This window comes from Pseudomonas sp. WHRI 8519 (genome assembly GCF_040224055.2).
Classification (GTDB): Bacteria; Pseudomonadota; Gammaproteobacteria; order Pseudomonadales; family Pseudomonadaceae; genus Aquipseudomonas; species Aquipseudomonas putida_X.
On record NZ_CP167996.1, the window covers coordinates 2,101,606 to 2,113,850 of the forward strand.

The 12,245-nt window shown below is 62.8% G+C and carries 14 protein-coding genes; 5 read left to right on the forward strand and 9 right to left on the reverse strand.

Annotation, left to right across the window (positions count from 1 at the left end; translation table 11 throughout):
* Window positions 1-2: 2 nt before the first annotated feature.
* The 3 genes from ABRP30_RS09495 to ABRP30_RS09505 are packed head-to-tail and all read right to left on the reverse strand — an operon-like array spanning window position 3 to window position 2,549.
* Complete coding sequence (locus tag ABRP30_RS09495) at window positions 3-1,097, reverse strand: hypothetical protein (protein WP_349974477.1); 1,095 nt, start codon at window positions 1,095-1,097, stop codon at window positions 3-5.
* 40 nt (window positions 1,098-1,137) lie between these two features.
* The gene (locus ABRP30_RS09500; RefSeq protein ID WP_349974476.1) at window positions 1,138-1,764 is read right to left on the reverse strand and encodes a LysE family translocator; all 627 of its coding nucleotides are present in this window, start codon (window positions 1,762-1,764) and stop codon (window positions 1,138-1,140) included.
* A gap of 2 nt (window positions 1,765-1,766) precedes the next feature.
* Entirely contained in the window at window positions 1,767-2,549 is a 783-nt protein-coding gene (locus ABRP30_RS09505) for a YqcI/YcgG family protein (protein ID WP_349974474.1), read from the reverse strand.
* A gap of 160 nt (window positions 2,550-2,709) precedes the next feature.
* On the opposite strand from ABRP30_RS09505, the gene ABRP30_RS09510 reads away from it, so the two are divergent.
* From ABRP30_RS09510 to ABRP30_RS09520, 3 genes are all read left to right on the forward strand, one after another.
* Complete coding sequence (locus tag ABRP30_RS09510) at window positions 2,710-3,630, forward strand: LysR substrate-binding domain-containing protein (protein WP_349974473.1); 921 nt, start codon at window positions 2,710-2,712, stop codon at window positions 3,628-3,630.
* Window positions 3,631-3,703: 73 nt separating this feature from the next.
* A complete protein-coding gene (locus ABRP30_RS09515; RefSeq protein WP_349974472.1) occupies window positions 3,704-6,064 on the forward strand; it encodes a DNA polymerase II in 2,361 nt (786 codons plus the stop codon).
* 247 nt (window positions 6,065-6,311) lie between these two features.
* Window positions 6,312-6,863, forward strand: coding sequence for a DUF4174 domain-containing protein (locus tag ABRP30_RS09520; RefSeq protein ID WP_267822708.1), 552 nt, complete (start codon window positions 6,312-6,314; stop codon window positions 6,861-6,863).
* A 72-nt stretch (window positions 6,864-6,935) separates the two neighbouring features.
* On the opposite strand, the gene ABRP30_RS09525 is transcribed toward ABRP30_RS09520, so the two are convergent.
* The 4 genes from ABRP30_RS09525 to ABRP30_RS09540 all read right to left on the reverse strand — a co-directional run bounded on the left by ABRP30_RS09525 (window position 6,936) and on the right by ABRP30_RS09540 (window position 9,783).
* Window positions 6,936-7,439: a DoxX family protein gene (locus tag ABRP30_RS09525; RefSeq protein WP_349974471.1), complete on the reverse strand. Its 504-nt coding sequence runs from the start codon at window positions 7,437-7,439 to the stop codon at window positions 6,936-6,938.
* Window positions 7,440-7,455: 16 nt separating this feature from the next.
* On the reverse strand, window positions 7,456-7,590 hold the full coding sequence (locus ABRP30_RS09530) for a hypothetical protein (RefSeq protein ID WP_349974470.1): 135 nt from the start codon (window positions 7,588-7,590) through the stop codon (window positions 7,456-7,458).
* A 169-nt stretch (window positions 7,591-7,759) separates the two neighbouring features.
* Window positions 7,760-9,046, reverse strand: coding sequence for a HAMP domain-containing sensor histidine kinase (locus ABRP30_RS09535; protein ID WP_349974469.1), 1,287 nt, complete (start codon window positions 9,044-9,046; stop codon window positions 7,760-7,762).
* Window positions 9,043-9,783, reverse strand: coding sequence for a response regulator (locus ABRP30_RS09540; protein ID WP_349974468.1), 741 nt, complete (start codon window positions 9,781-9,783; stop codon window positions 9,043-9,045). The genes ABRP30_RS09535 and ABRP30_RS09540 overlap by 4 nt, the downstream gene beginning before the upstream one ends.
* Window positions 9,784-9,999: 216 nt before the next feature.
* Between ABRP30_RS09540 and ABRP30_RS09545 the strand changes: the two genes are divergently transcribed.
* The gene (locus ABRP30_RS09545; protein WP_241803369.1) at window positions 10,000-10,275 is read left to right on the forward strand and encodes a DUF2790 domain-containing protein; all 276 of its coding nucleotides are present in this window, start codon (window positions 10,000-10,002) and stop codon (window positions 10,273-10,275) included.
* Complete coding sequence (locus ABRP30_RS09550) at window positions 10,265-10,801, forward strand: thioredoxin family protein (protein ID WP_349974467.1); 537 nt, start codon at window positions 10,265-10,267, stop codon at window positions 10,799-10,801. The genes ABRP30_RS09545 and ABRP30_RS09550 overlap by 11 nt, the downstream gene beginning before the upstream one ends.
* A 53-nt stretch (window positions 10,802-10,854) precedes the next feature.
* Here ABRP30_RS09550 and ABRP30_RS09555 read toward each other — a convergent pair whose 3' ends face one another.
* Both ABRP30_RS09555 and aroQ read right to left on the reverse strand, forming a co-directional pair.
* The gene (locus tag ABRP30_RS09555) at window positions 10,855-11,703 is read right to left on the reverse strand and encodes a shikimate dehydrogenase (protein ID WP_349974466.1); all 849 of its coding nucleotides are present in this window, start codon (window positions 11,701-11,703) and stop codon (window positions 10,855-10,857) included.
* Window positions 11,700-12,149 carry a type II 3-dehydroquinate dehydratase gene (gene aroQ / locus ABRP30_RS09560; RefSeq protein WP_241803372.1) on the reverse strand — a complete coding sequence of 150 codons (450 nt, stop codon included), beginning with the start codon at window positions 12,147-12,149 and terminating at the stop codon, window positions 11,700-11,702. The genes ABRP30_RS09555 and aroQ overlap by 4 nt, the downstream gene beginning before the upstream one ends.
* Window positions 12,150-12,245 lie beyond the last annotated feature (96 nt).

The window sequence follows — 12,245 nt, forward strand, 5'->3', positions numbered from 1 at the left end:
TGTCAGACGAGCTTGACCGGGGCGACCTTGCGTTGGGCATGTTTTTCCTGGGCCAGGCCCAGTTTGGCGGTGATGACCTTGGCCAGTGCATCGTTGCCCAGATCGTTCAGGTGCAAGCGATCGATGAACAGCTCGGCCCCGAAGGCAGGGGAGCTGCTCAGCATGCTGTTCATGTCGTAACACGGCACCGGATCCGCCTGGCTCTTGATGCGCCTGAAGAAGGCCATGTGCAGCTGACTGTCGAAGGCGCCTTCGAGCAGCCGGTCGAAGTTGGTCGGTTGCTGTTCCAGTGCCGATAGCATGGCTCGCTCTCCGGCAGGCAGCGTTTCACGGCACCACGGCAGCAGCGGTTGGAGAATGAAGGTGAGGGTGGCGTGGCTGTCGGCAAGCAAGCGTTCCCATTGACTCAAGGTACGCCCGATGCAGTCGGCAGCGTGTGCCAGGCGTTTCTGTGGGGCGGATAATGGCCAGGCAGGGGGCGGCACCTGCCGACGCGGGGCCAGGGCCTGGCCAAGGCGTTGCCACAGCGAGTCCCGGCGTGCCGGGCTGGCAGGTAGCGCGCCTTCGTTGAAACTGTTCAGGTAGTTCTGATAGGCCTTGGCATGCAGCGCAGCGTGCGGGCCGCCTAGCATTTCGCCCAGGCCCTCGTGGGCCAAGGTGTTGAGGCCGCTGAGCACCACCACGTGGCCGATTTCGCTGAAGCGATGCTGATGGGTGAGAAACAGCAGCAGTTCCTGGCTGGCATTGAGCCCACAGCCAGCGAGGCTCAACCACACCTCCCCGGTGAGCATCGACAGGTGCGAGGCCACCGTATGCTCATCGGAACTGGCACCGATCCCCAAGGCGGTCGAACCGCCGACGAGCAAATTGACACGGCCGGTGCCGCCATATTCGCCGGCCGAAAATCGCTTGCCGGCGCAATGGCTGTAGCGCAAACCCAGCGCATCGGTGTTGATGGTGCCGGAACGGTAGCCGCTTTCGTGCACATGCAGGGTGTGCGGGGCACGGCGGCTGCCCAGTTGCAGGAAACGCTGGTAGTCGAGCGACAGTGGCGCAGGCAGGCCCGTGCCGAATGTTGCGCTACTGGACGGGTTCATGGGCGCTCCTTGTTGTCCGGCGTGGCGTCGCACCGAGGCGTCAGCCCGCCAGCTCCTTGATGTTGTAGGCCAGGCCACCGACTGCGATGAGCAACAGGGCAACCCCCGAGGCCAGCGAAATCACCCGGTTGCTACGCTGCGAGGCGATCTTGCCGATGGCAAAGATGTAAAGGCTGAGCACGGCGAAGTCGATGGTCACCCACAGCAGGGACAGCACCATCATGCTTTTGCCGAACGATTCGGTGATCTGGATGAACTGTGGGAAGAAGGCGATGAAGAAAATGATGTCCTTGGGGTTGGAAATACCGACCATGAACCCTTGCCACAAACCGCCCCGCCCGGCTCTTGCCGGTTGCTCAAGCGCCTCGCAGGCAGGCGCCTGCAGGCATTCGCGCAAGGTGCCTACGGCGATGTAGCCAATGAACAGGCAGCCGAGCAGGCTCATGCCACTGAGCCAGGCCTTGTCGATCGCTGCACTGGTGAGGATGACCCAGGCCGCGGCGCCGATCAGCACCAGGGAAGCCCAGTTGGTGCCGACAGCGGTGAACATGGCCTTGCGTGAGCCAGAGGCCGCGGCGGTGTTGACGATCAATGCCACGACCGGGCCGGGTGTGGCGATCAGCAGCAGTACGGTCAGGGCGTAGGTAGCGGTCAGTGCGGTATTCACGGTCAGTTCTCGATCTGGGTGTCTGGTGTTGCGTGGACGTGGGCATGAAAGGGGCAGCGCGATGGGTTGAGCGAGCCTGCTTCCTGCAGTTGGTATTGCTTCCATTCGAAGTTGTCGGCCTGGCCAAAGAAGCCCAGGCTGTCGGGCATCACGCCGTCGTTGTAGCGCTGCACGCGTTCGCGGATGCGTGCACGGATGCGCTTGCCGCTCTCAGTGGCGGCATTGGCCACTTCGTCGAAGTTTTCTCGCGGGTTGATGACGAAGGTGATGTGATTGCCCAGGTTGCGGCTTTTCATCTGATGGTGGCCGGGAAAATTCATGTTGATGAACAGCGCCATGCCGGCGTAGCAGAACGACCAGCCACTGTCGTGGGGGTCGGCTGGGATCGCTTGCGGCCACGGGTGCGGGTCACGGGCATGAACCCCGCGCAGCACCTTCCAGGCCAGCGCCTGCTGTTCGGCCAGGTTGCTGTCGGCGGCCGTTTCGAGAAACACCACCAGCGGGCTGCCGATGCGTTGCTTGACCGGCACCGGTGCTATGGTGCGCACGTATTCGGCCAGCCCTTGAGCGATGTCATCGGCGAGCTGTTCAGCGCGGGCGAAGAGGATGTGGCAGGATTCACCGGCCACCGCCTTGCGCCCGAACAGGCATGGAAAGTCGGGGTTGGCGAGGATGGTGCGAAAATGTTGTATCGTTTCGTGCGTCCAGTGCTGCGTGTTCCGGACATGTTCAGTGGCCAGCTCTAGCGCGTCCAGGCGATAGCAGTTTCCATAACCCGTAAACATGATTTCCCCAGGCGTTTAATGAGTAGAACGTTCAAGACACATGCAGGCAGGTTATTGGCTTATCTTTGTTGTTTACCTGCATTTTCTGGGGCGTACCTGGCGTTGTAAAACGCGTGGTACTATGACCTGCCATTAGTCTCACTCATGCTTCGGGGGCATCATGTCGGAACGGATCCAGGCCTTGCACGCGCTGCGTGCCTTCGAGGTGGCCTCACGGTACGGGTCGTTCACCCGCGCGGCCGAAGAGCTGGCCCTGACCCAAGGCGCCGTCAGCCACCACATAAAGACCCTCGAAAGCCTGTTCGGCTGCGACCTGTTCGAGCGACGTGGGCCCAAGTTGAGCCTCACCGAGCATGGGCGCCTGCTGTCCCAGGAGCTCAAAGTCGGCTTCAAGATCATCGAGAACGCCTGTGCACTGCTGCGCCAAGACCGCTACGGCCTGCGCTTGAAGGCGCCCTCGACGCTGACGGTGCGCTGGTTGCTGAGGGCCCTGGATGCCTTCAAGAAAGTCGATGACAGCTGCAGCGTCCAATTGTCGAGCGTGTGGATGGACATCGACACGGTGGACTTCTACTCCGAGCCCTACGACTGCGCCTTTCTCCTGTCCAACGGCCGGTTCGCCGCCGACATCGAGAGTTTCAAGCTGTTCGACGAATGGCTGATCCCTGTGTGCCACCCAGACTATATGGCGCATGAGCAGCCGGCACTGGGTGACCTGCGCCAATGTGAACTGCTGCACCCTTCATCGGACCGACGCGACTGGCGGCGCTGGCTGGCGCGCATGGACGCCCTGGACATAAGCATCGATCAGGGCCAGGTGTTCGACACCCTCGACCAGGGCATTTCTGCGGCCCAGCAGGGGCTGGGCATTTCCGTGGTCGACCTGGTGCTGGCCAGTGCCGACCTTACCGCAGGGCGGCTGGTCACCCCGTTCAAGCATGCCGTGGCGACCGGGGACGGGTATTACATGACTTGGCTCAAATCCAGCCCCAAGGCGCGGCAAATGCACAAGCTGCGTGACTTTCTGCTGGGGCAGGTGCCGCCGTTGGCGTACAAGGATATCAACTACCTGTACGGCTGATTGCCCGCACAGCCACCCCGCGCACGGGTAGAATCATCTCATTCGACCTATCCGTAGCACCGAGGACAACGCAGTGGAGTTGCAGCAGGGCTTTGTCCTGACCCGGCATTGGCATGACACGCCCCAAGGCACCTGCGTGGAGTTCTGGCTGGCCACCGACCAGGGGCCGCGGCTGTTGCGTCTTGCCCCGCAGGAGTCGGTGGCGTTCATCCTGCAATCGCAGGTCGAACACGCGCGGCTGTTGCTGGCGGGCGAGGCCGGCGTGGAAATCAGGCCCCTGCGCCTGCAAGACTTCCAACATCGTCCGGTGCTGGGCGTGTATTGCCGTCAGCACCGGCAACTCATGCAACTGGAGCAGCGCTTGCGCGGTGCCGGTGTCGAGGTGTTCGAAGCGGACATCCGCCCGCCCGAGCGCTACCTGATGGAGCGCTTCATCACCGCCGCCGTGCAATTCACCGGTCAGCCTGATGCCCATGGTGTCATCTGCGAGGCCCAGCTCAAACCCTTGGCGCACTTTCGCCCGCCGCTACGCCTGGTGTCACTGGACATCGAGACCAGCGAGCGCGGTGAGTTGTACAGCATCGCGCTGGAAGGCTGCGGGCAGCGGCAGGTATTCATGCTTGGGCCTGCCAATGGCCAGCCCGACGCCGTGGATTTCGACCTGCATTACTGCAACGACCGGGCGGCCATGCTCGACTGCCTGAACCAGTGGATGGCCAGGCACGATCCGGATGCGATCATTGGCTGGAACCTGGTCCAGTTCGACCTGCGCCTGTTGCATGAGCACGCCAAGCTGCTGCAGGTGCCGTTGAACCTGGGGCGTAACGGTGCGCCCATGACGGTGCGCGCCCACGCCAACCGGGGCCACGTGTTTGCAGATGCGCCCGGCCGCTTGCTGATCGATGGCATCGAAGCGCTGCGCTCGGCCACCTGGAGCTTCCCTTCGTTCAGCCTGGAAAACGTCGCGCAGACCTTGCTGGGGGAAGGCAAGGCGATTGATACGCCTTACCAGCGCATGGACGAGATCAACCGCATGTTTGCTGAGGACAAGCCGTCGTTGGCGCGTTACAACCTCAAGGATTGCGAGCTGGTGACGCGGATTTTTGCGCATACCCGGCTGTTGGAGTTTCTGCTGGAGCGCTCGTCGGTGACCGGGCTGGCGGTGGACCGCAGCGGTGGCTCGGTGGCCGCGTTCTGTCATCTGTACATCCCGCACATGCATCGGCTGGGCTTCGTCGCGCCCAACCTGGGCAGTCGCCCGGATGAGGCCAGCCCGGGCGGTTTTGTCATGGACTCGCGCCCAGGGCTGTATGACTCGGTGCTGGTGCTCGACTACAAGAGCCTGTACCCCTCGATCATCCGGACGTTCCTGATCGACCCGGTGGGCCTGGTCGAAGGCCTGCGTCAGCCGGATGACGGGCACTCCGTCGAAGGCTTTCGCGGCGGGCGTTTCTCGCGCACCCGGCATTGCCTGCCCGCCATCGTCGAGCGGGTGTGGCAGGGCAGGGAGGAGGCCAAGCGTGAAGGCAACGCACCGCTATCGCAGGCACTCAAGATCATCATGAATGCGTTTTACGGGGTGCTTGGGTCAAGCGGTTGCCGCTTCTTCGACCCGCGCCTGGCGTCCTCGATCACCATGCGCGGGCACCAGATCATGCGCCAGACACGCGCGCTGATCGAGGCACGCGGCTACGACGTTATCTACGGCGACACCGACTCTACCTTCGTCTGGCTCAAGGGTGCACATGATGAAGAGGCTGCGGCGCGCACCGGCCGCGCGCTGGTGGCCGAGGTCAACCAGTGGTGGCGCCAGCACCTGCGTGAAACCATGGGCCTGGAAAGCGCGCTGGAGTTGCAGTTCGAGACCCATTATCGGCGCTTTCTGATGCCGACCATCCGCGGCGCCGACGAGGGCAGCAAGAAGCGCTACGCCGGCCTGGTTCAGCGTGCCGACGGCAGCGAAGACATGGTGTACAAAGGCCTGGAATCGGTACGCACCGATTGGTCGCCCTTGGCCCGGCAGTTCCAGCAGGCCTTGTACGGGCGGATTTTCCGGGGCCAGCCCTATCGTGACTATGTGCGCGGGTTCGTACAGCAGACCCTGGCAGGAGAGCTGGATGAGCTGCTGATCTACCGCAAACGCCTGCGTCGCCCGTTGGCCGACTACCTGCGCAATGTCCCGCCGCATGTGCGCGCCGCACGCCTGGCTGATGAGTACAACAGCCGGCTTGGGCGTGCCCGGCAATACCAGAATGGCGGCTGGATCAGTTACGTGATCACCACGGCCGGCCCAGAGCCCATGGAAAACCTGCAGTCGCCGATCGATTACGACCACTACCTCAGCCGCCAGTTACAGCCTGTGGCCGATGCCATCCTGCCCTTTGTCGGTGATGACTTTGCAGCGTTGACCGACCGCCAACTGTTGCTGTTCTAAGTGCCGGCTCGAGCGTCCCCTCAGGTGAGCGGAACAGTGCGCGCAGGTTGCCGTTAGTGGCTTTGGGCTATGCTGAATCTGGGCATCGGCTGTTTCCGAAAATTCTGCCATCCTGGCATCGCGCCTCATCGGAAACCGCCAGTTACTTTTCCCTGGCCCTCTGATGTTCGAAGTGGTTTAGGCTCCGGGTCGGATTTTTCTCCGTGATCTGTAGTCATTGGTTTATCGAGACAATAAGGAGATGCGTATGCTCGTCCGGTCACTGACCCTCGCCACCCTGCTCGCCGTCACCGGCCCCCTGTTCGCCGCCGACAGCGACGCTCCGCTGGCCAAGGAACTGGGCAAGGCACGGCCATTGGTGATCATTGCCCCCAGTACCGCCGACCCGACCTTGCGGGGGCTGAACGAGGACTTGAAAGACCCTGCCACTCAGGCCGCGTTCAAGGAGCGTGGCCTGGTGGTTTACAGCGTCGCCAGAATGATGGGCAAGCGTGAGGACAAGAACCTTGAGCAGCAGACCACCATGGCGCTGATACGTGAGCTCAAGCTTGGTGCCAGCAAGGGCACCAAGGTCATCCTGATTGGCAAGGATGGTGAGCGCCACATGCTCAAGGATGACGAAACAAATGAAAAGATCGACGTCAAGGCCATCATCAAAGCAGTCGATGAGTTGCCAGCCAGCGAAAAGGCCATGACTGCACCGGAGCCTGTCGCTGCGGCAGCGGAGCCCAAGGCCAAGGACAGCAAACCCGCCAAACCAGCCAAGCCGGCTGCGCCGCCCAAGCCATTGGAAGACTGACACCCGCCACGCGTATCACGCTTGGCGAAACACAAAGGGCTCGTGAGCCGTACGCTCCAGGCCCTTTGCATTTCATGTTGTTGTGGCCTGCGCCGCGATGTGCCGTTTGATCCAGTGATCAACGCTTAGCCTACCGGCACCTTTGAGCAGCAAGGGCAGCAATGCAACCAGGTAGATCAGAGGCAGCTTGTAGGCCCCGAAGCCTAGATCGGTCATGGCGTAACCCTTGGCCAGTTCGGCCAGGTCCGACCAGTGTGCAGGCCAGTGCAGCGCTACGATCGCTACCACGGTTACCAATGCCAGCCCCGCCGCCGCCAGCCGTGTACCAAGGCCTAGCAGCAGGAGCAGCGGCAGCACCAGTTCGGCCCACATCGACAGGTGCCAGTTCAACTCCGCTGGCAGCAGGCTGAAGGGCAGTGGGAAGCGCCCCTGTATATCGCCGAACCAGTTGCTGCCGTTGAATTTTTCCAGGCCGGATTCGAAGAATTCCCAGGCCAGAAACAGCCGTAATGGCAAATCCGCTCCCCAGCCTGCGAGGCAGTCCAAGGGGCTCGAGGTGCGTTTTAGCGTGGTCATGGGCTGTGCTACTCCGTCAGGAAAGAGCGGTGGCGTTGCGGCGCTGGTAAAGCGCCAGTTTGGCGGTGAGCCTGAGGGCGATGGCGGTCATGAGCAGGCCGGCCTGGGCGGCGAACAGCCCCCAGCCAGAGGAAAGGGCGATGGCTCTCATCGAAAAAATCTCCCGGTGTGTCAAAGTGTGACCGGGAGTGTGGCGGTACGACGTACCGGCAGTGTGTCGGTGCAGGCTGTGTTGTGTATCAGAAAGGAGTGACATGTGGTGTAGGGCAATGTCACCCCTGCAGTCCGGCGCGCAGCGCCGCGTCAAGGCCTGCAGGGTTTCACTTCAGCTCGATCTGTGCGCACAGGCCTCCGCCCTGGCGGTTGCTGAGGACCAATTGCCCGCCCATGGCCTGGATCAGTTGGTGGGCGATTGCCAGGCCCAGGCCGGTGCCGCCGGTGCTGCGGTTGCGCGAGCTTTCCACCCGGTAGAATGGTTTGAGCACTTCGCTGAGCGCTTGCTGGGGGATGCCAGGCCCTTCATCCAGCACGCGGATGAGGATACGTCCCTGCTCATGGCTGACCTCCAATTGCGCCTTGCCGGCGAACTTCAGGGCATTGTCCAGCAGGTTGATCAACACCCGGCGCAGCGCATGCGGGCGCGTTTCCAGCAAACGGCCGGTAGTGCCATGGCGCTCGACCTGCGCGCCGCTGTCCTGGTAATCGAACACCACGCTGTCGAGGAACGCGTCGAGGTCGATGCGGCAGGGCGGCTCGGTGTTGATATCCATGCTGCGGGCGTAGGCTACGCCTTCGCGGACCAAATGCTCCATGGCATCCAGGTCATGCCATAACTTGTCCTTCTCCACACCCTCGTCCATTACCTCGACCCGCAGTTTCATGCGGGTGATCGGGGTTTGCAGGTCATGGGAAATCGCTGCCAGCAACTGCATGCGCTCCTTGAGATAGGCAGCGATGCGCGCCTGCAAGGCGTTGAAGGCGACGGCGGCATATTTCACTTCGCGCGGGCCGCTTTCGTCCAGCAACATGCCGGGCTTGTCGGGGTCGAGGTCGTCAAGCGCCTTGACCAGGCGGGTCAGCGGGCCGATGGCCAGGCGCACGGCCAGCCAGGTACAGAACAGCAGCACGGCAAGCTGAATGAGCAACACCAGCGGCAGCCATGTGGCAATCGGCACGGCTGCCGGGGTGACATCGATGGTCAGCGGCGCGCCGTCGGCCAGACGCAGGTGCGCCTGGAAGTGGGCGTTCGGGCCGGGTATCTCCTGGAAGGTCAGGCGATACTGGCTGCCGATGGCCTTGACGATCGAATCGGCAGCCATGGGTGGGTCATCGCTTGGCATCGCCGCGCCGGTCACGCCAGTGTCCAGCCGATAGCGGTAGGTGCGCCGCTCCAGGCGGGGCAGCCAGGCGGGGCGTTCAGCAGCGGGAAGGCGGTCAAGGATGGCCACTGACGTGGCGACGTCCTGCTCCAGGTTGCTGAGCATCATCGAGCGGCTGCTGATATAGCGCTCATAGGCCTGCAGGCTGAACGACAGCCCATAGGCCAGCACCAGCCCGGTGATGAAGATCAGCGCCAGGCGCGAGGCGAGGGTGCGCGGCCACTTCATGATGGCGACTCGAGCAGTTGCACGGGCAGCGAGAACACATAACCTTCACTGCGCACCGTCTTGATGCAGCTGGGTTCGCGCGCGTCGTCGCCCAGGCGTTGGCGCAGGCGGCTGACCAGCAGGTCGATGGAGCGATCGAAGATATCGGCCTCGCGGCCTTGGGTCAGGTTGAGCAACTGTTCGCGGCTGAGCACCCGTTGTGGATGGTCGAGGAACACGCGCAACAGGCGGTATTCGGCGCCACTGAGAGCCACCAGCGTGCCTGCGCTATCAAGCAGGTGGCGCGCGGTGGTGTCCAGGCGCCACTGGCCGAAACCGATCAGGCGGCCGCTTTCGCTGATGGTCAGGTTGGGCGGCAACATGCGGGTGCGGCGCAGCACCGCGTTGATGCGGGCCAGTAATTCGCGGGCTGAGAATGGCTTGGTCAGGTAGTCGTCAGCGCCCATCTCCAGGCCGATGATGCGGTCGGTCTCGTCGTTGCGCGCGGTCAGCATCAGCACTGGCGTAGTGCGGTGCTTGCCGGCGCGCAGCTCACGGCACAGCAGCAGGCCGTCATCGCCCGGCATCATGATGTCGAGCACGATCAGGTCGACACTGTTGGCTTCCAGGAAAGCTCGCATCTGCCGGCCGTCGGCGACGATGCTGCTGCGCAGGCCGTTCTTCTTCAGGTAATTGCCGACCAGTTCGCGGATTTCACGGTCGTCGTCGACGATCAGGATGTGATCGACATGTTCCATCGGTGGGGTCCTGTGCAAGGGGAATGAGCGCAGTGTACCGAGCAGGTATGAGCTTGCCTGCAGAGGTTTGTATTGCAGTGTATCTGGCCGTGCGACAGATACAGCAGGAGGCAGGGCGCAGGGTCAGGCGACACATGCCTGATACCTGGCACGCGTGAAATGGCTCTGACCGGGGAGCACCACTCCCCACCCTCAGAAGCTGTCAGGAGAGATGCCATGAACGTGAAAACCCTCGCCAGCGCCAGCCTGTTCGCTGTGCTCAGCCTCGGCGCCCTGGTTGCCCAGGCAACCACACAGCCGATGGAGGATGCCAGCGTCATGCAGTACCGCTATGGCGACCGGCTGGACATACACAAAGTGCTGTCGGTGAAGGATGACCAAAGCGATGCCTGTGGCCTGGTCAATACCCGTATGGACTACCTCGACTCCCAAGGCCAGCGCCAAAGCCTGCAATACCGTACCTATGCCACGAGTGGCTGCCATGACAACTGAGCGCCGCATGCTGCTGAAAGTGGGCGGTGTGGCCTTGGCGCTCCTTGGCTTGGGGCTGGCCGGCCACTTGGCGGCGCGCGACAGTTACGGGGCCATGCCGTCGCTGTCGGGGGCCAGTGAGTGGCTCAACTCGCCAGCGCTGGATGCCGCGCAACTCAAGGGCAAGGTAGTGCTGGTGGACTTCTGGACGTGGGACTGCATCAACTGCCAGCGTAGCCTGCCACATGTCAACGACTGGGCGCGGCGCTACGCCGATCAGGGGCTGGTCGTGGTGGGCGTACATACGCCGGAGTATGACTACGAGCATGACGTCGGTCAGTTGAAAAACAAGGTGGCCAGCCTTCAGATCGCCTACCCGGTGGCGGTGGACAACGATCATCGGGTGTGGAATGCCTGGGGTAATCAGTTCTGGCCGGCGCACTACTTCGTCGATCGCCAGGGCCAGGTGCGGCATGTGCACGTTGGCGAAGGTGACTACGACGGGCAGGAGACGTTGATAAAGGCGTTGCTGGATGAGAAAGGCTGAAGTGTTTACCGTCCCTTTCGCGGTTAAAACCCGCGAAAGGGACGGTAACGGGCTCAACTGAAGCTGGCGAAATGCGCCTGCATGCGCTCGGCATTGGCCTGACGGCCACTGAACAGTTCGAACGCTTTCACCGCCTGGAACACGGCCATGTTGCTGCCATCGAGGGTGCGGCAGCCCAGTGCCCGTGCCGCACGCAGCAGCTCGGTTTCCAGTGGGAAATAGATGATCTCCGCCACCCACAGCCGGGCATGCAGCAGCTCGACCGGCAGCGGTGTGCCCGGCAGTTTGGCCATGCCGACCGGCGTGGTGTTGACCAGCCCGTCCGCCTCGGCAATCTCGGCCGCCAAGTCCGTGCCCACAACGGCCCGGCCTGCGCCGAAATGGCCGTTGAGGTTGTCGACCAGCGCCTGGGCGCGCGCTGCATCCACTTCGAACAGCACCAGCCGCTCGACACCTTCGCCCAGCAACGCATGGGCCACAGCCGAGCCAGCACCGCCTGCGCCCATCTGCACCACCTGCCGGCGCGCGACGTCGGGCAAGCCGCGGCGCAAGCCTTCGGCGAAGCCCAGGCAGTCGGTGTTATGGCCCACACGCTTGCCGTCCTTGAGCACCACGGTATTGACCGCACCGATACCCCTGGCCTCATCGGACAGCTCGTCGAGCAGCGGCAGGATCGCCTGCTTGAACGGGTAGGTGATATTGAGCCCAGTGAAGCCGGTGTGCTGGGCCGCTTCGAGCAATTGCGCCAAGGCGCTGTCTTGCAGTTGCAGCTGGTCTGCGTCGATCAAGCGATAGAGGTAGCGCAAGTCCTGCGCATCGCCTTCATGTTCATGCAGGGCAGGGGTGCGCGACAGCTGAATGCCACGGCCGATCAGGCCGGCGAGGATGGCCGGCTGAGTCATGCTGGCTGCTCCTGGAACATTTCGGCGAAGTGCGCCAGAGCCATGCGGTAGCCGTGGCTGCCCAAACCGCAGATCACACCCACCGCGATCGAGGAGACGAACGACAGGTGGCGGAACGGCTCGCGCTTGTGCACGTTGGAAAGGTGCACTTCGATCACGGGCACCTCGCTGGCGACCAGCGCGTCGCGGATGGCCACCGAAGTGTGGGTCCAGGCACCGGGGTTGATCACGATACCGGCGCAGCGACCACGGGCAGCGTGGATCCAGTCGATCAGATCGCCTTCGTGGTTGGTCTGGCGGAATTCGATTTCCAGGCCGTGGGCCTGCGCGGTGTCTGCGCAGCTCTGGGCCAGGTCAGCAAGGGTTTCACGGCCGTACTGCGCAGGCTCGCGAGTACCCAGCATGTTCAAGTTGGGGCCGTTGAGCACGAGGATAAGGGGCTTCATGGCGGGCATCACTTTGTTGTTGTTGAATGCCCGTATGTTTGTACCACCTGGTTAGTTTCGTCAATTGGGTTGAGTGTCGCAGCGTGGAAAGTGGGC